This is a genomic window from Duodenibacillus massiliensis (assembly GCF_900128485.1).
GTDB classification, from domain to species: Bacteria; Pseudomonadota; Gammaproteobacteria; order Burkholderiales; family Burkholderiaceae_F; genus Duodenibacillus; species Duodenibacillus massiliensis.
The window spans coordinates 1-20,280 of record NZ_LT635861.1 but is presented as its reverse complement, the minus strand read 5'-3'; the positions used below and the strand labels follow the sequence as shown (position 1 = coordinate 20,280).

Below are 20,280 nucleotides of genomic sequence, written 5' to 3'. Positions count from 1 at the left end.
TTCAGCGGGTTTGCCGGGGTTTTTATGGATTTCTCGGATAACCGCGGATAAGTTGGTAAGAGTCGGCGCTAACCCGCTCCCGCGAAAATCCTCTGAGGAGAGCAAAAGCCGCTCTGTCAGTCACCCGACACAGCGGCTTACGTGTTCTGCGGCCGTTGGAAATCAGTGGTTCCTTAACGCTGCAAACGCCTGCTCGAGATCCGCAATGAGATCCGCCGGATCTTCCAGGCCCACCGCCATGCGGATCATCCGGTCAAAGGGAACCTTCCCGGTCGTGCGCTTTCCGTAACTCATCACGAGAAGACTCTCGTAGCCGCCCCAGGAGTACCCGCGGCCGATGAGTTTTAAGGCGTCCACCATGGGTTCCAGTTTCCCCGCCCACTCGGGCTTAAAGCGCACACCGAACAGGGGTGACGCTCCCTTATAGTCCCGCTTCCAGAGCGCATAGTCGGGGCTATCGGGGTCTGCGGGCCAGAGAATGGCTTCGACTTCAGGCTGCGCCTTAAACCAGGCGATAACCTGAGCGGCGCCATCTTCCGCGGCCTTCATGCGCGCGGCCATGCTGTGCAGTCCCCGATACGCGAGATAAACGTCGTCCGAAGGCGTTGCCTGACCGGTGTCGGCCACAAGCTGAAAGACGGGCTTCCAGGCTTTTTTGTTGCAGATCACCACGCCCATCATCAGGTCAGAAGCCCCCGCAATGTACTTCGTTGCTGCGTGGATAACCATGTCAACGCCGTGATCCAAGGGCTTAAAGTACAGAGGCGTTGCCCACGTGTTGTCAATGACGGATATGACGTTGTGCTTACGGCACACGGCGGCAATCGCGGGCACGTCCTGCAGCTCAAAACTGTGCGTACCCACCGTTTCCATCATCACGAGTTTGGTGTTTGCGCGGATGAGCTTTTCAATCCCGGCGCCGATTCTGGGTTCGTAAAACTCCACCTCCACCCCAAAGCGCGTGAGCACGTTTTCGGCAAAGTCGCGCGTGGGGCCGTAGACCGTGTCGGCAAAGAGCGCATGGTCTCCGGCGCTCACAAAAGCCATCAGAGGCACTGTGCAGGCCGCAAGCCCCGTTGAAAACGCCCAGGCGCCGACGGCTTCAGGGCCCTCAAGGGCTTTTAAAGCCTCATAAAACGCTTCATGCGTGGGTGTGCCCCAGATCCCGTAAGTGGGGGAGTCCTTGATGCCGGTATTGCGGTGCGCTTCGCACTCGTGCATGCGGTGCACGGACTCAAAAAGCACGGTGGAAGCTCTCACCACCGGGGGATTGACGTACGGAAAAGCCGGATTAAAAGGGCGCCCTGCGTGCGTGAGCAACGTTTTGTCGCCCGGCGTTTTGTTGGTCATGAAAAGTTCCTTACGACACAAGTCCGGAAAGGATACAGCCAAATGTAACGGCGGCGCCTGAGCACTTTTGAGGCATTACCGCGAGACTGCGTCTTTACCATGCTGCCCGATCTCTTTCACAATGATCCGACCCATTTCACAAACCGGTCACGGCTGGTTTTTCTAACGCCTAATCTGACAAAAAACGGCCTAATCTAACGTTTCTAACGTTAGATTCGACAGATTACGCATCAGCCGGCGACAAAAACGCCGCTCCCGGCAAAGGAAAGCGGCGCTGAGAAGCTTTACGTCCGTAATGCGGTCTTCAGGCCTTAAAGCGTTTCCAGAACGAAGAGCCCGTTAAAACCACGACCATCACGAGCGCCACACCGAAAGCGAGGATGCAGCACTGCGCCATGCTCATGAACTTCCAGGCCGGAATCAGATACCAGCTGTCGGCGCTGTTATACATGTTGATCAAAAACTGCTGCGCGGAAGAAAGCACCGTACCGTCAGGCACCACCGCCGTGTCGTAGCCGCAGTCACCGGTGGGCAAAAACCAGTCCGGCGCCCACTTTTCCAACGCAAGCCCGAAGGGATACTTCGGTTCCAGAGAGCACCCCTGCATCCCGAAGACCGCCTCCATATCGTCACCGTGAATCGCGTGATGAATGGCCGAGAGCTTAAAGGAGCACATGAGGCCGTAGACCGCCCCGTAAACGCTCACCACGAGCCCGACGAGCTTCAGAATGAGGTTTTTGGGATTAATGACGGTAATCAAAGCGCCCAAAGCAACCACCAGGAACCCAAAGCGGATGTAGACGCACTGCTCGCAGGGCTTCATGTAGAGCCACACCTGAAACACGTTGTGCGCAATCACAACGAGGGCGCAGCTTAAAAAGATAATGAGTAACCACGGCCAGCGCATGTCTGACCAACGGGCAATTTCTCCGACGGGATCGGCCTTAAGGCGCCCCGACCAAGACATGCATTGCATAGTTTTTCTCCTTTGCGCCACCGGCTTACTTCATGGCCGCGAGTTCTTTCACAAGCGAGACCATGCCGTCAAAGTTACGGATGCTCTTGGTCATAATCAGGTACTTGCCGTTGACAACGTAAGCGGGAATACCCTGGATCTTCGCGACGTCATAGGTGACCTTCCAGCTGTCGGCCAAGGCCGTCACGGCAGCATCCTTTTTCGCGGCTTCGTAGTCGGCGGCGGTGAGGCCCGTGGCGTCGGTCATGGTCTTCAAAAACGCCGATTCGCCGGCCGTCCACCGCTCCTGCTTACGGTGGTAGGCGTTGTAGATCGCGTCCTTGGCTTTCTTAAAGAGCGAATTCTTGTCTTCAATGGAAACACCGGCTTTTTCGTCCCGGAGCATGCACATCGCAAGAAACACGCTTGCGCAGCGGCCGTAGGTTCCCTTGGTTTCGAGGTGCATCGGCTTAAATTTCAAGCCCACCTCTTTTTCGATGCGCGGCAGCACCCGCGGATCAACACCCACGTCGTACTTGTAGCAGAACGGGCAGTCGTAGGAGAAGACCTTAATGAGCGTGCCTTCGGCGTTCGGGAGCGGTTTATCGAGCACCACATACTGGGTGCCCTTTTCGGCGGCGAAGGCCGAAAGTGCGGTGGAAGTCAGTCCGAAAGCGGCCGCGGCGGCCACGAGAGTTCTGCGCTGCATGATGTGCTTATCCTTTGAAGTATGTCGGTTACCGCACACAGGCTTACGCTGTGTGCTTTTATGTACGGGCAGTTTAGGTGCAGGACCCGTTTTGCGAAATTGACGATTACAGCGAGCAACATCCGCAAACCGAAACACGATTATTCAAAAAATGAAAAAAGCGACCGAAGCCGCCTCTTTTTTGATAATCACGCGCTAAAGCGTAAGTGCCCGTGTGCGCAGCACATCAGCCGCACTCAACCCGCTCAGGCCTTTTTGCAGACGTGACTTCTCTCGTCGTAAATACCCTGAACGTACACATTGTGATCGCGGTCCACGCTCACGATGCCGAGCACATTGTGCGGGAGCGACCGCTCCACCATGCCTTGGTTCACTGAATTTCCCGCAGGAAGCCCGGGGCTTGAGCCCCGGGAGGAATGCGGGCTTTCGAAATTTTTTAATCTTGGAGCAAACGCAGCCAAACCATGCACATAGTTTTCGCTTAAGGTATATTCAGCCGCTATGAAATCGCGCACACCGTCCTTTGTCATCGAGCTGGGCCTGAAAATCGGAGAGGATCAGGAAAGTGCACTGGAGACCTACTTCTCCGATGCACGCCAGCTCTTCAATGCTGTTCTTGGAACAGCAAAGAAACGCGTGCGCGCCATAAAAAGCACTGAAGCATGAAAGCTCACGGCCGCGATGCCCAAGGGCAAAGACCGCAACAAGCGGTTTAAGGAAATTCAGAAGTCCGCCCGCCTTTCCGAGTATGCCCTGCATGATGTCGTGAAAGAGCACCGTGCCAAGGGCGGCTTTACAAAGCGCATCGGCATCAACGAAGCGCAGAAAATTGCCACACGTGTCTGGCAGGGCATTGAGCGCTGGCTGCTTCATCAGGGCGGTCAGCCGCGGTTTAAGAGTGCTAAACGGGGCTTGCACAGCGTTGAGGGAAAATCAAACAAAACAGGGTTGCGTTGGAAGGCTAAGACGTGGACGCTCGAGGTTCTGGATCTGGTGATAAAGGCTGAAGCGCCGGATGCCTGGCAGAAAGAAGCTCTTCTTTCAGCAACAGATCCGTCCGGTTTTAAGCGTGTCAAATACTGCCGTCTTGTCCGGCGGATGATCCGCGGCCGTATGCGCTACTTTGTTCAGCTCATTGTCGAAGGCGTACCGCCCGTCAAGCACGTTTATGCTCCCAAGGATCTCAAGGTGGCTGTTGATCCGGGCCCGAGGACCATGACTTTTTACAGCCCCGAGTGGCAGCAAAAGATTTTGGTAAGCGCGGGCACTGTCTCTCAGGAAAAGGAGATTGCGCGTCTTTTACGTGCCATGGACCGCTCCCGCAGAGACACGAATCGGGAGTGCTGCAACGCGGACGGCACCGTTAAAGCCGCCGGAAAAAAGATTGTCTANAGCAGTCCTTCGCCGGAACCGACGGATCGAGCTGATGAAGCCCGTAGCCGTAGAGCGGTTGCGTTTTAAATGTTCCTGTGGTGCAGGGGACGCCCGGGCAGACAAGGCCTCAAAAACCTTGCCTGTTACGGGAAAGCCTGCACCGTGTCAGGAAACCCCGCGCTTTCAAGCGCGAGTTGTTTAGCGGCCGCGGGAATAAAGAAGGCGCCGAGCGCAGACTGGATAAAAAGACGACGTTTCATTTTTTGGGTTTGATGCTTAAACCGGATACGCCGTGCCGAAACACCGCGGCAGCGGGCAGAGGCGTTGTCCTTTCGGCGGCACACCGGTTGTATTGGGATCTTCTGCCTGTGTGTGCTGCATTGTGCGATGCTGCTGTGTCAGCCCAATGGCAGGGCTCTGACGGATCCATGACAAAAAGACGAAAGACGGCGGACTCTTTTTTGAGTCGGGGCAGCCGGAAGACAACAAGCAAATAATTTTTTCGGGCCGCCGGGCCCAGTCCGGACCGGCGCCGCACGTTTTTCTGCTTTAAAACCTCAGCCATACCGGCCGATCCCCGGTTTTTGCCTTTCCTGCCTGTGTTTTTTTCGTCTCAACCTGTCAAGCGACACAGAAGCTGATCCCAAAAACGACATAAAACCTGACCCACCCCGGCAGGAACATTTTGTCCGGCGTTAGCCCGTCACTGCTGCTAAGCAGTGGCGTAGGCCGCAAAAAGCCCTCTGAACCACTGCATGGCCGGATCGCGCGCGACGCGCTCGTGCCAGATCAACTGCGTGTAAAAGAACTCCCTCCCCTTGGTGTTGTCCAAAGGAACTTCGGCCGGAATCACCACAATAAGGTAAGACTTACCGCTTGCCGGATCGAAAACACCTTGGATAGAACCGTCTTCGGAACGTTTGACGGTGAGAACCGTGGCCCCTAAAATTGTCTCATAGGAATCAGCAACGGCTCCTCCTCTCGTTCGGCCAGGTGTAGGGCGAGAGTCAGTAGCTCCGTGGACGTCAAAGGCCGGCACGGTGTCACCCGTTGTCTCGTTCCGATAGCCGCTCAGCAACCAATTGTTGTATGGGCGGTTTTTTACGAGCACAACGGTCACACCGGAATGCGTAATAACCTTCGAGGGGCTTTTAATCGTCTGCTGCATTCTGAGCGCTGTCTGCATCGGAAGCGTTGCGGTGAAATCTGTTTCCTGCAGAATTGTCGGCACTGACAGAAAGTACGGCACCACCACCGCGCAGTCCTGCACGTCTTCCCCGAGGTAGGTGCGCTCGTCCAACGAATAAAACGAGGTCTGTGAAGCGGACTCGTTGGAGATTCTCACTTTGCGGTACTTTGCGATGTCGTCTGTCGTCACCTTCCCTTTTTCTTCATAAAGCGCTTGAAGCGGATGGCCTTCTCTCACACAGAGCGCGTACTTCACGGGATAAAGCCGCAAAGACCCGTAGCCGTGCGGCAGCGTGAGCGTTGAAGGGAACACAGCACAATCGAGATGCCCGTTTTCAAGTTCAGCCAGAAGGTTGGAGCCCACCTGCGCGACCTCAAGCCTTGCGTGCGGGGCCTCCTTGAAAAACACCCTCACCACTTCCGGCATCACCGCAAAAAGCGCGTTATCCACCGCTCCGATCCGGAAGGTCTTCGTAAGTTTCACGGGATCAAACACGGCGGAGTGCGTAAGCGCCCCGGCCCTTTCCACGATGTCGCTCACCAAGGGATAGAGCTCCAGAGCGCGCTCTGTGGCGATCGAATCCGGCATCGAGCGCAGAAAGAGTTTGTCGTCAAAAACCTCCCGGAGTTTTTTCATCGTGCGCGAGGCGCCTGAAAGGCTCAGCGAGCAGCGTTTGGCGGTTTCCGAGAGCGAGAGCTCCTCGCAGAGCGTCACGAAAAAGACGAGGTCTTCAAGCGTTAAGGCCCCGAGCTTTTCATTTTCTAAAAATTGGTTCGTCATTTTTTGCAAGAGTGATGCCGTATCTCTCGATAGTAACGCCGGGCACTCACTTTTAGACTCGTTTTCAACATTTAAGGCGCGCTGATCCGACCGATTTCCCTTCCCCCGGTCTCTGGCGGCTTTAAAGCACTTCACTTCCAACCAAAGGAGACAATCTCCATGCAGGTCAAAAAGACATTTCTGAGCGCAGCCTGTGCCGTTGCGACCTTAACCGTGAGTTCCGGCGCCTTTGCTATCGGCGGCGCCTCAGGCCCCCACGTCACCTATCCCACCACCGGCAAAATCGGCGCGGTGAACATGAATCCTTACGGCATTGCGCCCTTAACAGCCGTGATCCGTAACGGCGGCTACACCTTAACCGACGTCACTGTGCGCATCGTCCCCAAGCAGGGCGGCCAGGAAATCAAGTACAAGGTGAGCGACACCCAGGTGCGCACCCACGGCGGCATTCCGGTTTTCGGTCTTTATCCCGACTACCGCAACACCGTTGAAGTCTCCTACACGAAGTTCGCGAACGGCAAGAGCGAAAAGGTCACCAACGAGAAGTACCACATCTACGCGGGCCCCGCAAACCTCCGCACGGCAGGCTACGCGGGCGTTGACTCGGCTTTCCCCAAGGCCGAAGTCAAAAAGATGGATCCGGCCTTTTCCGACCGCCTCTACCTTGTGAACAACATGATCGCGGCAACACCGGATTCCACCCGCGCGGTGTGGAACAACCCCATGGGCGGGGCTCTGGAATGGAACCGCTATCCCTTAAACGCGATCTATGACACCAAGGGCGAAATCCGCTGGTACATGGAGCCTTCTTCGATCTACAACAACAACGACATCTACCGTGCCGGCATCATGATGGGGTTCCGTCAGAATAAGGACGGCGCCTTTACCTGGGGCTACGGCCAGAGATACGTGAAGTACGACCTTATGGGCCGCGAGATCTTTAACCGCAGACTCCCTGACGGCTACAACGACTTCTCCCACGCTATGGACGCGATGCAAAACGGGCACTACCTCGTGCGTGTTGCATCCTCTGATCACGTCCGCGCTGACGGCAAGCACGTGCGCACGGTGCGCGACGTCATCATCGAAGTCGATCAGAACGGTAACGTCGTTGACGAATGGCGCCTCTTTGACATTCTCGATCCCTACCGCGACAACGTTCTCAAGGTCCTTGATCAGGGTGCGGTGTGTCTCAATATCGACGCAAGCCAGGCCGGCAAGACCTTGTCTGCCGAGCAGCTGGCCGAACAGGATAAGAGCGACAAGTTCGGTGACATCGTGGGATCCGGTGCGGGCCGCAACTGGGTGCACGTCAATTCCGTTGACTACGACCCGACAGATGACTCCATCATCATTTCTTCGCGCCATCAGTCGGCGCTCATCAAGATCGGCCGCGACAAGAAGGTGAAGTGGATCATGGGGTCGTCGGAAGGCTGGAAGAAGACCTTTGCCGATAAGGTTCTTAAGCCCGTTGACAGCAAGGGTACCCCCATCAAGTGCGAAGGCAGCAAATGCGAAGGAGGCTTTGACTGGACGTGGACGCAGCACACCGGCTGGAGAGTGGACAGTAAGTCCGACAAGAATATCTTTACGCTCTCAGTCTTTGATAACGGCGACGCCCGCGGGATGGAACAGCCACCGCTGCCGGATATGAAGTACAGCCGCGCCGTGATCTACAAGATCAACCAGAAGAAGATGACGGTTGAGCAGATCTGGCAGTACGGTGAAGAGCGCGGCCACGCCTGGTACAGCCCGGTGACGTCGCTTACCGAATACATGCCCGACAAGAACTCGGTCTTTGTGTATTCAGCCACCGCAGGTGCAAACTTTAACTTTAAGACAGGTGCCTTTGAGTCGGCTCCGAACCCCTACATCGATGAATTCAAGTGGGGTGCAAAAGAGCCGTCCGTCGAAATCCAGCTCAAAAACACCTCGGGCTATCAGGCTATGCCCGTGGATCTGAAAAAGGCTTTCTCGCAGTAATCCTGCGTCAATGACCTGACACCTGAAATCCCCTGCCGGTGAGCCCTGCAGGGGATTTTTCATGCCCGCCGCATGTAAAGAAGCGGATAGGGCCTCCCTTCTTCATCCGTGTCTGTGCGCTTATACGTTTTAAACCCCATGTGCTCGTAAAAGCCCACGGCCTCGTGGTTATCTTCGTTCACGGTGAGTTCGTTCACGCTGTACGTTTCAGCGACAAACGTCAAAAGCACCCGTCCCAGGCCCTCACCCCGCAACTCAGGGAGCAAAAAGAGCATCTCAAGGCGCTCTCCCTCAACCCCGGCAAACCCGAGCACGCGGCCCCAGCGTTCTGCGACAACCAAATGCGCCACGGCCCGGAAAGCCTGAGGCACAAAGCCCCTGATTTCGGCGATGCCTTCGGGCGTCAGGAAGGTATGAGTGGCTCTTACGGAAGCCTCCCAAGGGGCGGTGAGTTCAGCAATGAGTTTGTTCTTGCGTTCAGTGACTTCCCGGACTGTGATATCGGTCGCGTGCATGGCTTATGACGTTTTGTGGCTGACGGATCCGGCAATGAGGGACCTCAGCCACTGCGCTGCCGGGTCCGTGTGCGTACGCCGGTTCCAGATGAGTTTGGGTTCAAAGTCGGCGTGCAGGACGTCAGGAACCGGCACAGCGGCCAGGGACCCTCCGGGCAAAACGGTGTCAGCAAGCATTTCGGAAGCCTTCAAAAGAAGGTCCGAATGCTTCACCATCTCAACGGCACTGAAAAAGTACGGAGTCCTGACGGCAACCGAGCGCTCACGCCAGGCTTCAGGCCCCATGGTCATCATGCGCCGGTAGAGCCACGTCGGCCGAAAGACAAGCTCCACAAAACGAAACTTCAGAATGTCTTCAAGGCTCGGGCCTTTGCCCGCTGCGCGGCAGGCCAACGCCAGGGGATGGTCTTTCCTCATCAAAAGAACCGAACGGCAGTGCTCGAGCGTGAGACTCATGCAGTCCGCGGGGATCTCATCCACCGGGGAAATCGCAAAATCAAGCTCTCCGTTTTGAAGGTCGGAAGCCCAGTTATTGGCAAATTCCACAATCTCAAGTTCCACGCCCGGCGCCAGCCGCGCCGTCTGTGCCGCGGCGGGCGCCACAAAGAAAACCCCGTGATCCACACAGGCAATCCGGAAACTCCGCTTGAGGCTTGCCGGATCAAAAACGGCGGGTTCCAGAAGCTTTTCCATGTCAGAGAGCACAGCCTGTGCTTTTGCCGCGAGTTCCAGGGCCCGCGCGGTGGGCGTAAGGCCCCCGGCACAGCGGGTAAAGAGCGTGTCGCCGAAAAGATCTCTGAGTCTTGCGAGCGTTCTTGAAGCGGTTGCTGCGGGCATATCAAGCGACTGCGCCGCGCGCACGAGGTTTTGGGTTTCAACAAGGGCTTTCAGGAGCAAAAGCGCCTCGCGGTCAAGATTCTCTTTTTTCATGGAAGAAACGGGCCAATTCCGATTCTGATTGTTCGGACGCGGAAATTCACAATAGCAGAGTATCAGGGCGATATCTAACCTAACACCCAGGCATTAAGCCCACGCACATCACCAAAGAAAGACTCATGAGGAGACAACCCATGTCCCGTATGTCCTTTTCCGTTAAAGCCGCTGCAGCGCTTGTTTCAGCTGCCTTTCTCGCACCCGCCGTTACGCTCGCGGGCGGGGGTTCGAGCGGCCCCACGGTGCACTATGTCACCCAGGGCCAGATCGGCGAACTGATCGGCAACCCCTACAAAATTGCGCCCTTGACAGCCGTCATTAAAAACGGCGGCTATGTTTTAAAGGACGCCACGGTGCGCATCGTTCCCAAAAAGGGCGGTCAGGAAATCAAGTATCACGTAAGCGACACGGCGCTTCGCACCCACGCCGGCATTCCCGTTTTCGGTCTGTATCCGGACTACGTGAACACCATCGAAGTCTCCTACACCATTGTTGACGGCAAGAAAACGAAGCGCGTTGAAAAAGAGGTCTACCGCACCTACGCTCCCGCGGTCTACACCGAAATCAACGGCTCTCAGGCGCAGCACAAGAATATGTTTGAGACCGAAGTAAAGAAGGTCGCGCCGGAATTCTCCGACCGCCTCTACTTCATCAATAACTTCCTTTCCACGGGCGGGAAACTCGCCCGTGTCGTCTGGAATAACCCGATGGGCGGCGCTCTCGAATGGAACTACTATCCGCAAAACGCCATCATTGACACCAAGGGCGAAGTCCGCTGGTACATGTACGTCGATCCCATTTACGACCCGGAAAATATCTACAAGGCGGGCATCATGATGGGCTTTCATCAGACCGCGGACGGGATGCTTACCTTCGGCTACGGCCAGCGCTACGCCAAGTACGACCTTCTCGGCCGCGAAGTCTTTAACCGCAGGCTTCCTGCGGGTTACGCGGACTTCTCGCACGCCATGGATCCCGCACAAAACGGCCACTACTTCCTGCGTGTTTCCTCAGCTGACTACCGGCGCCCCGACGGTAAGCGCGTGCACACCGTGCGCGACGTGATTCTGGAAGTCGACAAGGACGGTAACGCCGTCGATGAATTCCGTCTCTTTGAGATTCTCGATCCCTACCGCGACAACGTCATTAAGGCGATGGACCAGGGTGCCGTGTGCTTAAATATTGACGCCACGAAGGAAGGTAAGACGCTTTCCGCGGAAGAACTCGTTGCGATGGATAAGAACAACAACTTCGGCGATATCGCGGGTGTGGGTGCGGGCCGCAACTGGGCGCACGTCAATTCCGTTGACTACGACCCGAGCGACGACTCCATCATTATTTCTTCCCGCCATCAGTCAGCGCTTGTGAAGATCGGCCGCGACAAGAAGGTGAAGTGGATCGTGGCGTCCCATGAAGGCTGGAAGAAACCTTATCAGGATAAGCTTCTGACACCGGTTGACGCCAAGGGTAATCCCATTAAGTGCGAAGGCAGCAAATGCGAACAGGGCTTTGACTGGACGTGGACTCAGCACACCGGCTGGCGTATCGACGAGATGTCGGACAAGAACACCTTCTATCTCTCGGTGTTTGACAACGGTGACGCCCGCGGCATGGAGCAGCCGCCGCTTCCTGAAATGAAGTACAGCCGTGCCGTCATCTACAAGATCGATCAGAAGAAGATGACGATTCAGCAAGTCTGGGAATACGGCAAGGACCGCGGCTTTGAGTGGTACAGCCCGATTACCTCTGTGACGCAGTACGAAAAGGACAAGAACTCGGTCTTTGTGTACTCCGCGACCGCCGGTCTTAACTTCAAGAACTTCGCCACGGAGGCGCCTAACCCCATCATCAATGAATTCAAGTGGGGTGCTAAGGAACCTTCTGTTGAAATTCAGTTAAAGAGCACGATGGGTTACCGCGCGCTTCCGGTTGATGTGAAGAAGGCCTTTAACCAGTAAGAAACCCCCGGGGCTCTCAAGGGGCCCCGCCGTCACTTTCTCCTCTTTTTGCCCGCCCGGTTTTTTAACCGCGGCGGGATTTTTTCGGCAAATACATCCGGATCGCAGATTGATCTTTTTTCTGCATCTTACACATTGATACCTTAAGGGTCCCGCATCACGGACGAACCCCCATCCAAGGCTTGATGAGACTGGGTTTGCGGCCGATCGGCTCAGCCAATATCCGCCATTGTCTCCGCTTTTTTTAAGTTTCATTTCAGTTTCCTCTGTTTTAATTTTTTCAAGAAAAGCAGTGCAGCTGCCTCCCCCGCCGGAAGTTCCGGTACTGCGAAGACAAATGAGGAAAAACAATGAAAAACGCACTCAAGACACTCGCGCTCTGCTCGGCACTTGCGGCCTCAACCGCAGCGCTTGCTGACGCTGATCAGACCAAGCTCTACGACCCGATGACGGCCAAGGAAAAGGTTGTGATCAACATTGACCTTCTCGGCAAAGACGGCAACACCGCCGTGGGCCGCGTGGTGGCTGTAAACACCCCCTTCGGTGTGGCGCTTTACCCGAATTTGAAAGGCCTCACCCCCGGCATGCACGGCTTTCACGTGCACCAAAATCCGGACTGCGGCATGACGGACGACGGTCTTGGGATGAAGGCGGGCGGCCACTGGGATCCGGAAAAGAAGGGCGTGCACTCCTTCCCGTGGGATAAGAACGGCCACAAGGGTGACCTTCCCGGTCTCTTTGTTGCCGCGGACGGCACGGCTGTGACGCCGGTTCTTGCCCCGAAACTCAAGAGCGTTAATGAATTGAAGGGCCACTCTCTCATGATTCATGTGGGCGGTGACAACTACCACGACCATCCCGCCAAGCTCGGCGGTGGCGGCGCCCGCATGGCCTGCGGCATCATCAAGTAACCGCTGCCTGTACCGGTCTTTGTGCCGGCAGTCAAAGAGCTCTGATTTTTTGTGAAGTCAGAGCTCTTTTTTCATGGAAGGACGATTTTCATCCGTGGTTAAAGAATGCCCGCGGCCGTCAGGCCCCACTTCACCGCCGTCCAGAAGAAAAACACGATGACGGCACTCATCCCGCAGTAGACGGCCATCCGGACCGGCAGAGAACTCACTTGGGCAACAAAGACAAGAAAATCCCGCACGTGAGAGACGGCGGCCAGCACGGAAAGGAGTCCTTTAATGAGCCACACCAACGGACGAAAAACCACTGAAAGCGCCGTGCAAAAGCCGCCTGCTGCGCACTGAGCGTCTCTGCTGCTGTTGCTGTTTTTCTGAGCGGGTTCTGCCATCGCGTGTCCTTGCGGTATCTCTTTGCTGATTCTACGAAATCACAGCCGCCGCAACGCCCGGCATAACGCCGCAACACAACAGAAACAATTCGGGCACACAGGTTTTATGTGCCCCGTGTGCCCGAACCGAGTGTATTTCAGAGTTTGATCAAGGAGAAATTGTCGGTCAGAACCTCCGGTTCGCCTGCACCGGACCGGTCACACCGCGCCGTTCGCCGAAGCAGCCGTTAAGACCGGCTTCAAAGGAGAATCCGTCCGCAGCGTTACCTGTGGTCCAGCCGAGAGAAACAATACCGGTGCTACCTTCCATGTCGGAGCCCCGGAGAGCAAGGCTTCCCTGAGCGTCCGTTGCGCTGCTCTTGGCTTCAGCAGAAAGAATCTGTTCGAAGGTAAGACCCACATAGGGGCGGAAGGCGTCAGAAAGCGCGCATTCGGCAAAGCCACCGATCTGGATACGGTGGCTGTTTAAGCCGTCGTAGTCAAAGCGGGGGGCAGACGCCGTGCCCTGAGCCTGCTCGTAGTCTTCTTTGTCACGCGCGTCAAAGAAGTAGGACACAAAGGCGCGGGTTCTCACGTCAGCCATCTGCAGGTCGTAGCAGGTCCCGAGATGCGCACCCCAGTACATGCTCGTGCGGTGGCCGAGAGGGCAAAGCCCTCACCGAGCTCAGACTACAACCTACTTTTTAGGAACAAAATCGGCGAAAGCTCACTTGACACTCACCGCTCCGTCTCCACGTGTTCTTGCCTCTCGCGCGGCCAAAGCGCCAAATCTATGTCGAGCAGCCAAAGCCAGCGCATCAGCTGCTCAAGACTGATTGCCTGCGGGTGATGTTCAAGGTAGGAAACCCGAGGCTGCGTGATACCCAACCTGAAAGCAACATCTTTTTGAGTAATTCTCAGGTACTTTCTCCGCGCCCTCAAAAGCACGGACATCTGGTTCGGGAGGCGAACAATAACGGGCAGCGGCATACGGATAACCTCTTTCCGAAAACTCTGTTTATCACTATAACGAACATTTTGAAAATATTACTCATAGTGATATTTTGAATTCCGGCAGAAACGCAGACACTTTTGCCAAGATCAGGCGGCGGCAAAACCTTGGAACAAGGCACAATACGTTCCATTACAAACACAACCCAAAAAACAGAAATGTCCAAGATTCTGCTCATTAACGCCCACCCGAATCCCGCAAAGTCTGTCGCGAACAACGCCATCATCGCAGAAGTCACGCGGCGCCTCCCTGAGATCAACGTACACAACATTGCGGACAGCTGCCGTAACGGAGCCTTTGACCTCGCGCTTGAGCACAAACTTCTCACCGATCACGACATCATCGTCTTTCAGTTCCCGCTCTATTGGTTCTCGGTGCCGGGGCTTCTCAAACAGTGGTTTGACGACGTGCTCACCCACGGCTTTGCCTACGGCACGAGCGGCACGGCGTTAAAAGACAAACTGGCCGTCTTTTCCTTTACCGCAGGCGAAGACATTTCTTCTGAGAACCCCGTGATTGACGGCACTCCCGTCAAGGCTATGTGCGCGCCGCTTTTTCTCACGGCCCACTACTGCAGGATGCGAAACACCGATCCGGTCTTTTCGGGCGGCATGATGTTTATCGAAGGCGTCTCCACAGAAGACGACTTAAAGGGCATCAAAGCGCGCGCTCAAGCGCACAGTGAGGCACTCGCCGCGCTTCTTACGAAAGCGGCGTAAATCACAGGCGGGTGTCGTCGGCTTCAAAGACTTTGATGACCTCAAGCAGGGCCTCGCCGTATTTTTCGATCCGGCCGTTTCCGATCCTGTCGATACGGCGCATCTCTTCGATTGTCCCGGGCTTAGCCTGCGCAATTGCTTTGAGCGCCGAGTCCCAGAAAATGCAGTACGCGGGCTGCTCGAGCCGGCGGGCCTCTTCAAGCCGCCAGGCACGCAGTGCCTCAAAAAGAAGGCGCGTCTCTTCGGACGGGTTCCATTCTTCTTTGTTCCCGCGCCGGCCTGACTTGGCTTTCGTTGCCGTCAGGCCGTTTTTGCGCATCGTCACGCGGATTTTTCCTTTGAGAAGCTCGGAGGCCCGGCCGCCTGCAAGCGCAAGGGCACTGTAGCGCTCCGCATCCACCGTAAGAATGCGCAGGACAATGAGTTGGCGGATAAGACGCCTCCACTGATCCGGATCCAAGTCTTTGCCGATACCGAAAGTGGAAAGCTTGTCATGCCCTTCGGCGAACACTTTTTCGGTGGGATTACCCAGCAGTACATCCACGATATGCCGCGCGCCGAAGGTGTGGCCGCTCAGTTTATTGCAACGCCAGATGCAGCTCACGAGTTTCTGAGCGGCGACCGTTGCATCGATAATCTCAGGGGGCTCGAGGCAGTTGTCGCAGTTGCCGCAGGTCTCCGGCGCTTCTTCGCCGAAATAATTGAGAAGCAGCTTTCTGCGGCAGTGCACGGTTTCGGCCAGCGCCAACATCGCGTCAAGCTTAATGGACGAGCGGCGTTTGTAGAGATCGTCCGCGTCACTCATCTCGATTAAGCGCATTTGGTTTACGACATCAGCGAGCCCGTAGCACATCCAGGCTTGCGCGGGTTTGCCGTCGCGGCCCGCCCGCCCCGTTTCCTGGAAGTAGTTTTCAATGCTTTTGGGCATATCGATGTGTGCGACAAACCGCACGTCGGGTTTGTCAATACCCATACCGAAAGCAATCGTTGCGCAGATCACGGCGCCGGGCGTATTGATAAACCACGCCTGATTGTCGTGGCGCATCTGACTGTCCATTCCGGCGTGATACGCCCGGGCATTAATCCCGCGGGCCACGAGTTTTTCGGCCGTGCTCTCAGCTTTGGCGCGCGACAGACAGTAGACAATGCCGCTTTCGCCCCGGTGCTCATCTTCAATAAAGTGCGTGAGCTGGTGCTGCGCATGATCTTTTTCGACAATCCGGTAGCGGATGTTGGGGCGGTCAAAGCTTGCGACAAAGCGTTTGGGATTGACCAAAAGCCGCTCACAGATTTCTTCCCGGGTCGCGAGGTCTGCGGTGGCGGTTAGCGCAACGCGGGGCACCTCGGGCCACCGCTGCCTTAACACCGAAAGCTGCGCATATTCCGGGCGAAAATCATGCCCCCACATACTCACGCAGTGCGCTTCATCGATTGCAAAAAGCGAAAGCCTAACCGTACTTAAAAACTGCAGCGTGCTTTCGAGCACCAATCGCTCGGGCGCAACGTAAAGGATATCGACGTCACCGGCAGCAGCACGGCGCTTGATGTCGGCAACCTCAGGCCAGGCAAGCGTGGAATTGATGTAGGCGGCTTTGACACCGGCGTCGGAGAGGGCCCTTACCTGATCGGCCATGAGCGCAATTAAGGGCGAGACCACCACAGCCATCCCGGAGCGCATCAGCGCCGGAATCTGGTAGCAGAGGCTTTTGCCGCCCCCGGTGGGCATGAGTACGAGCGCGTCGCCGCCCGCGGCCACCGTTTCGATGACGTCTTTTTGAAAGCCGCGAAACGCCGTGAGGCCGAAAACCGATTCCAGAATGTCCTGCGCCGTCTGCGCCAATTTGCTCTCCGAAAACAGGGGCCGTGGGTCCCCAACGATGACGGACGGGATTGTACCTGCGCCGCCCCCGTTGCCGTCTTAAGACAGAAAAAGAAAACCGGCACGTTCACCCGAAAATTTTCGGAAAAACCGTGCCGGTCCGGCCTCCCGTCAGGGGAGACACTTCAGCAAGTTACAGAGGCTTTTTGGCCGCTTCTTCCTGCAGGCGCTTGGCTCTTAAGCAGGCTGCCGCCGTAAAGAGAACGTCCGAAGAAGAATTGAGCCCCGTTTCCGCGGAGTCCTGCAGCACACCGATAATGAAGCCCACGGCCACAACCTGCATGGCGGTACCGTTATCAATGCCAAAGAGGCTGCAGGCCAAGGGGATGAGCATAAGCGACCCGCCCGGCACACCCGCCGCACCGCAGGCGCAGAGCGCCGCGACCGCCGAGAGAAGAATAGCAGTGAACACATCCACCTGAATGTTGAGGCTGTGACAGGCAGCCAACGCCAAAACCGTAATCGTGATGGCGGCACCGGCCATGTTGATCGTGGCACCCAGGGGAATCGACACACCGAACGTGCTTTCCGGTAACCCGAGCTTACGGCAGAGGTTCAGGTTCACCGGGATGTTCGCGGCCGAAGAACGCGTAAAGAACGCGGTCACACCGGACTCACGCAGGGTCATCCAAGTGAGGGGATAGGGATTGCGGCGCGTACAGAACCAGACGATGAGGGGGTTCAGGACCAGTGCCACAAAGAGCATGCAGCCGATGAGAACGAGGAGCAACTGCACATAGCCCACCAGCGCGGCAAAACCGGCCGTGGCAAAGGTGTTGGAAACCAACCCGTAAATACCGACAGGCGCAAAGCGGATCACGACGCGCACGATGAATTCCACGCCGTCGGAGATGTCGTTAACCATCTCGCGCGAGCGGTTACTAGCCTTACGAAGGGCGATACCCATACCGAGGGCCCAGGCAAGAATGCCGATGTAGTTGCCGTTTAAAAGGGCGTGCACGGGGTTATCAACAATACTCATCACGAGGTTGCGGAGCACCTCGAGAATGCCGCCCGGCGCAGAGGCCTTCGCGCCTTCGGTCACAAGTTCAATTGTGACCGGGAAAAGGAAACTTGCCACAACCGCTGTGACGGCGGCGGCAAAAGTGCCGACCAGGTAAATCACCACGATCGGACGCATATGCGTTTCATCGTGCACGTCCTGGTTCGCGACAGCGGCCACCACGAGCACAAACACCAGAACCGGCGCCACAGCCTTTAAGGCCGAGACAAACACGGTACCAAGAAACCCGAGACTCACGGCGGCCTGCGGGGCAAAGTAGGCTGTGAGGGCACCGAGCACCAAAGCAACGAGGATCTGCTTGACGAGCGACCCTCCCAAGATTAGCGGCATGGCGCGGTGCATCAGGGTTTTTCTGTTGACTTCACTCATTTTTATTTTCCGTCAGAGGTAAAACCGCACGTCTCAGGGAAAAAGCCGGCCGCGGAATGAGAATCTGACACCCCGTGCACCGTCTTCGGCATAAACCAACGCCGCCCGCCGTCAGAGTGCAGGCCCTCCTTTTCAAGAGCGCACCTGCAACAACTGCCGGCAGGATCACCTGCGTGCTTAAAAATTGTTTCAATGCAGGGAGAATACGTCACTACAACAGACAAAAGCAACAAAACACGCGCAAAATAGGCACTCTGACCTAGAAAATACGCGCTTTTCGCGTGTTTTCCGGGACCGTTCGGGACACAGGGCCGCGGCAAATCCGTCCGCTTTTCTTTTCATCCCGAAAGCTCTTATCATCAGGCGCATTGCGACCGCTTCATTGTCCCGTTAATCCATGCCCGTCACACCGCGTATCGGCTTTATTCTCGTGTGCATCTTTTTGGATGCCCTCGGTATCGGCCTTATTGTGCCGGTGCTGCCGCGGTTAATCGGAGAGCTTGCCGTCACGCGCGATCTGCAGACGACGTGGTACGGCGCGATTATGTTGAGTTACGGCGTGATGCAGTTTTTAAGTGCACCGTTACTCGGAGCCCTTTCAGACCGCATCGGAAGGCGCCCTGTGCTCTTGGGCGGCATTCTGGGGCTCGGGCTCATGTTTGCGGTGCCCGCGTTTTCCACGTCGCTCTGGCTTATTTTAGGAAGCCGCATTTTGGGCGGGATGCTCTCCGCCAATATGACGGTCGCGCAGGCCTATATCGCCGACGTCACGGTGGGCGTTCAGCGCTTTTCAGGCTTTGGGAAAATCGGTGCGGTTTTCGGTATCGGCTTTGTGCTGGGGCCCGCTCTCGGGGGCGTACTCGGACAGTTTGATGTGCGCTTTCCCTTTATGTGCGCGGCCGTGATTTGCCTTGCCAACTTCCTTTACGGCGCCTTTGTCCTGCCGGAATCCCTTAAAACCCGCGACACGGCACCTCTCTCCCTTAAACGCAACAACCCCTTTGCGGCGGTCTGGGCCTTAATCCGGATGCCGCAAAACCGGCTTCTTGTCACCGTTCTCACGCTTTCAAGCCTTGCGACCGGCGTCTTGCAGTGCACGTGGGCGCTTTACACCGAGTACCGCTACGGCTTTACGCCGTTATTAATCGGCCTTTCGGTCTTTGCTCTTGGGTTGAGCATCTCCTTTGTGCAGGGGTGGCTCCTGCCGCGCCTTGTGATCCGGCTTACACCCCGCAAAATCGTTTTTACGGCGCTTGCCACAGGGACCGCAGCCTTAGCCGTGGTGGCACTCACCGGTAACGGCTTTGTGGCGGCGCTTTTTTGCTGCCTGTACGCGGTCTCAGGCGCCGCAGGCCCCATGATCACCGGGGATATCAGCCGCAGAACCGCGCCGGAACATCAGGGCACAACGATCGGCGCCGTGAGTTCACTCAATTCCCTCACGGGGGCCGTGGCGCCCGCAATCGGCACGCCGTTACTGATGTTTCCCGCAAACGCCCCCGCTGCTTTTACGGCGGGCATGCCCTACTTTGCCTGTGCGCTTTTTATGGGCCTTTCGCTCATTGCTGCGGCGGCTGTGAAAGACACCGAAGAAATACCCCCGTACGCCGGTGACGATACGGGGGAAACCGATTAAGACGCGGCGTCTTTTTTCGCCGGTTCTTCGGCCTTTTCAGCCTTCTCGGGTTTTTCGTCTTTCTCCGGTTTTTCGAGGATGTAATGTTTTTTGTGTCCAAGCGATAATAGCGCTCCCGTAGGGCGCGAAAGGAATCACCGTGGCACACCGTACACCCAAAATAAACGACACCGTAAAATTTACCGACCAGCAGGCCATTCTGAACGATGCTGCAGAGCAACTGATGGAAGCCGGCGGCTTAACGGCCTTAACGCAGGCTCATTTCAACGAAGCGATGAAGATCGTAGCCCAACGCTTCATCAACGCCGCCCTGCAAGGGGAACTGGAGCACCATTTGACACAGGAAGACGAAAATCTCAACGAAGAGGAATCGTCGGCTGAGCGCGTTGAAAACAAACGCAATGGGTACAGCAAGAAAACGCTTCACGGCAATCAAGGCGATATAGAAATCCAGGTTCCCCGCGATCGCAAGGGGACTTATGTTCCCCGCCTGGTACCCAAGCACTCACGGCATTTCAATGACTTCGATGACGCCATCATCGATTTATATGGACGCGGATTGTCTACCCGTGAAATCTCTGAGTTCATCAGAAGTCAGTACCACGTTGAAGTGAGTGCC

Annotated in this window: 19 protein-coding genes; 7 read left to right on the top strand and 12 right to left on the bottom strand. The window is 56.3% G+C overall.

From position 1 onward, the window contains the following. Positions 1–162: 162 nt before the first annotated feature. The 4 genes from metC to BQ7486_RS12385 all read right to left on the bottom strand — a co-directional run bounded on the left by metC (position 163) and on the right by BQ7486_RS12385 (position 3,388). Positions 163–1,350, bottom strand: coding sequence for a cystathionine beta-lyase (gene metC, locus BQ7486_RS07530; RefSeq protein ID WP_074009590.1), 1,188 nt, complete (start codon positions 1,348–1,350; stop codon positions 163–165). 304 nt (positions 1,351–1,654) lie between these two features. After that, a complete protein-coding gene (gene dsbI / locus BQ7486_RS07525) occupies positions 1,655–2,326 on the bottom strand; it encodes a protein-disulfide oxidoreductase DsbI (protein ID WP_074009589.1) in 672 nt (223 codons plus the stop codon). 25 nt (positions 2,327–2,351) lie between these two features. Continuing rightward, entirely contained in the window at positions 2,352–3,014 is a 663-nt protein-coding gene (locus BQ7486_RS07520) for a thiol:disulfide interchange protein DsbA/DsbL (protein ID WP_074009588.1), read from the bottom strand. 245 nt (positions 3,015–3,259) lie between these two features. After that, positions 3,260–3,388: a hypothetical protein gene (locus BQ7486_RS12385; RefSeq protein ID WP_268874086.1), complete on the bottom strand. Its 129-nt coding sequence runs from the start codon at positions 3,386–3,388 to the stop codon at positions 3,260–3,262. Positions 3,389–3,515: 127 nt separating this feature from the next. On the opposite strand from BQ7486_RS12385, the gene BQ7486_RS11940 reads away from it, so the two are divergent. Further along, positions 3,516–3,680, top strand: a complete 165-nt coding sequence (locus BQ7486_RS11940; protein WP_154666316.1) for a hypothetical protein — start codon at positions 3,516–3,518, stop codon at positions 3,678–3,680. A 1,420-nt stretch (positions 3,681–5,100) separates the two neighbouring features. Here the strand turns inward: BQ7486_RS11940 and BQ7486_RS07505 are convergent. Beyond that, entirely contained in the window at positions 5,101–6,357 is a 1,257-nt protein-coding gene (locus BQ7486_RS07505; RefSeq protein WP_074009585.1) for a LysR family transcriptional regulator, read from the bottom strand. A 159-nt stretch (positions 6,358–6,516) separates the two neighbouring features. Here BQ7486_RS07505 and BQ7486_RS07500 point away from each other — a divergent pair, with 159 nt between their 5' ends. Further along, entirely contained in the window at positions 6,517–8,340 is a 1,824-nt protein-coding gene (locus BQ7486_RS07500) for an aryl-sulfate sulfotransferase (RefSeq protein WP_074009584.1), read from the top strand. A gap of 59 nt (positions 8,341–8,399) precedes the next feature. Here the strand turns inward: BQ7486_RS07500 and BQ7486_RS07495 are convergent, their stop codons facing one another. Beyond that, the gene (locus tag BQ7486_RS07495; protein WP_143183110.1) at positions 8,400–8,855 is read right to left on the bottom strand and encodes a GNAT family N-acetyltransferase; all 456 of its coding nucleotides are present in this window, start codon (positions 8,853–8,855) and stop codon (positions 8,400–8,402) included. A 3-nt stretch (positions 8,856–8,858) separates the two neighbouring features. Next, the gene (locus BQ7486_RS07490) at positions 8,859–9,785 is read right to left on the bottom strand and encodes a LysR family transcriptional regulator (protein WP_022372361.1); all 927 of its coding nucleotides are present in this window, start codon (positions 9,783–9,785) and stop codon (positions 8,859–8,861) included. Positions 9,786–9,934: 149 nt separating this feature from the next. Between BQ7486_RS07490 and BQ7486_RS07485 the strand changes: the two genes are divergently transcribed. Together BQ7486_RS07485 and BQ7486_RS07480 are read left to right on the top strand one after the other, a co-directional pair. Continuing rightward, positions 9,935–11,746, top strand: a complete 1,812-nt coding sequence (locus tag BQ7486_RS07485; protein ID WP_074009583.1) for an aryl-sulfate sulfotransferase — start codon at positions 9,935–9,937, stop codon at positions 11,744–11,746. A gap of 350 nt (positions 11,747–12,096) precedes the next feature. Then, positions 12,097–12,657 carry a superoxide dismutase family protein gene (locus BQ7486_RS07480; protein WP_074009582.1) on the top strand — a complete coding sequence of 187 codons (561 nt, stop codon included), beginning with the start codon at positions 12,097–12,099 and terminating at the stop codon, positions 12,655–12,657. A gap of 98 nt (positions 12,658–12,755) precedes the next feature. Here the strand turns inward: BQ7486_RS07480 and BQ7486_RS07475 are convergent, their stop codons facing one another. From BQ7486_RS07475 to BQ7486_RS07465, 3 genes are all read right to left on the bottom strand, one after another. Continuing rightward, a complete protein-coding gene (locus BQ7486_RS07475; RefSeq protein ID WP_074009581.1) occupies positions 12,756–13,043 on the bottom strand; it encodes a hypothetical protein in 288 nt (95 codons plus the stop codon). Between the two features lie 166 nt (positions 13,044–13,209). Continuing rightward, positions 13,210–13,668 (bottom strand): hypothetical protein, encoded by a 459-nt coding sequence (locus BQ7486_RS07470; RefSeq protein WP_074009580.1) that lies wholly within the window; start codon positions 13,666–13,668, stop codon positions 13,210–13,212. Positions 13,669–13,760: 92 nt separating this feature from the next. Continuing rightward, positions 13,761–14,012: a helix-turn-helix domain-containing protein gene (locus tag BQ7486_RS07465; protein ID WP_074009579.1), complete on the bottom strand. Its 252-nt coding sequence runs from the start codon at positions 14,010–14,012 to the stop codon at positions 13,761–13,763. A gap of 180 nt (positions 14,013–14,192) precedes the next feature. On the opposite strand from BQ7486_RS07465, the gene BQ7486_RS07460 reads away from it, so the two are divergent. Beyond that, the gene (locus BQ7486_RS07460) at positions 14,193–14,753 is read left to right on the top strand and encodes an NAD(P)H-dependent oxidoreductase (protein ID WP_074009578.1); all 561 of its coding nucleotides are present in this window, start codon (positions 14,193–14,195) and stop codon (positions 14,751–14,753) included. Position 14,754: 1 nt separating this feature from the next. On the opposite strand, the gene recQ is transcribed toward BQ7486_RS07460, so the two are convergent. Next, positions 14,755–16,593, bottom strand: a complete 1,839-nt coding sequence (gene recQ, locus BQ7486_RS07455; protein WP_074009577.1) for a DNA helicase RecQ — start codon at positions 16,591–16,593, stop codon at positions 14,755–14,757. Positions 16,594–16,765: 172 nt separating this feature from the next. Further along, positions 16,766–18,025 carry a serine/threonine transporter SstT gene (gene sstT, locus BQ7486_RS07450; RefSeq protein ID WP_022372367.1) on the bottom strand — a complete coding sequence of 420 codons (1,260 nt, stop codon included), beginning with the start codon at positions 18,023–18,025 and terminating at the stop codon, positions 16,766–16,768. A gap of 397 nt (positions 18,026–18,422) precedes the next feature. On the opposite strand from sstT, the gene BQ7486_RS07440 reads away from it, so the two are divergent. Then, positions 18,423–19,661, top strand: coding sequence for an MFS transporter (locus BQ7486_RS07440; RefSeq protein WP_084765807.1), 1,239 nt, complete (start codon positions 18,423–18,425; stop codon positions 19,659–19,661). 160 nt (positions 19,662–19,821) lie between these two features. Continuing rightward, positions 19,822–20,280: transposase (locus BQ7486_RS07435; protein ID WP_420865555.1), on the top strand; the 459-nt coding region annotated here is incomplete at its 3' end.

Bases quoted from the DNA above. Each gene is read 5' to 3' on its own strand.
- metC (WP_074009590.1), bottom strand. From the start codon at position 1,350: ATGACCAACAAAACGCCGGGCGACAAAACGTTGCTCACGCACGCAGGG.
- dsbI (WP_074009589.1), bottom strand. From the start codon at position 2,326: ATGCAATGCATGTCTTGGTCGGGGCGCCTTAAGGCCGATCCCGTCGGA.
- BQ7486_RS07520 (WP_074009588.1), bottom strand. From the start codon at position 3,014: ATGCAGCGCAGAACTCTCGTGGCCGCCGCGGCCGCTTTCGGACTGACT.
- BQ7486_RS11940 (WP_154666316.1), top strand. From the start codon at position 3,516: ATGAAATCGCGCACACCGTCCTTTGTCATCGAGCTGGGCCTGAAAATC.
- BQ7486_RS07505 (WP_074009585.1), bottom strand. From the start codon at position 6,357: ATGACGAACCAATTTTTAGAAAATGAAAAGCTCGGGGCCTTAACGCTT.
- BQ7486_RS07500 (WP_074009584.1), top strand. From the start codon at position 6,517: ATGCAGGTCAAAAAGACATTTCTGAGCGCAGCCTGTGCCGTTGCGACC.
- BQ7486_RS07495 (WP_143183110.1), bottom strand. From the start codon at position 8,855: ATGCACGCGACCGATATCACAGTCCGGGAAGTCACTGAACGCAAGAAC.
- BQ7486_RS07490 (WP_022372361.1), bottom strand. From the start codon at position 9,785: ATGAAAAAAGAGAATCTTGACCGCGAGGCGCTTTTGCTCCTGAAAGCC.
- BQ7486_RS07485 (WP_074009583.1), top strand. From the start codon at position 9,935: ATGTCCTTTTCCGTTAAAGCCGCTGCAGCGCTTGTTTCAGCTGCCTTT.
- BQ7486_RS07480 (WP_074009582.1), top strand. From the start codon at position 12,097: ATGAAAAACGCACTCAAGACACTCGCGCTCTGCTCGGCACTTGCGGCC.
- BQ7486_RS07475 (WP_074009581.1), bottom strand. From the start codon at position 13,043: ATGGCAGAACCCGCTCAGAAAAACAGCAACAGCAGCAGAGACGCTCAG.
- BQ7486_RS07470 (WP_074009580.1), bottom strand. From the start codon at position 13,668: ATGTACTGGGGTGCGCATCTCGGGACCTGCTACGACCTGCAGATGGCT.
- BQ7486_RS07465 (WP_074009579.1), bottom strand. From the start codon at position 14,012: ATGCCGCTGCCCGTTATTGTTCGCCTCCCGAACCAGATGTCCGTGCTT.
- BQ7486_RS07460 (WP_074009578.1), top strand. From the start codon at position 14,193: ATGTCCAAGATTCTGCTCATTAACGCCCACCCGAATCCCGCAAAGTCT.
- sstT (WP_022372367.1), bottom strand. From the start codon at position 18,025: ATGAGTGAAGTCAACAGAAAAACCCTGATGCACCGCGCCATGCCGCTA.
- BQ7486_RS07440 (WP_084765807.1), top strand. From the start codon at position 18,423: ATGCCCGTCACACCGCGTATCGGCTTTATTCTCGTGTGCATCTTTTTG.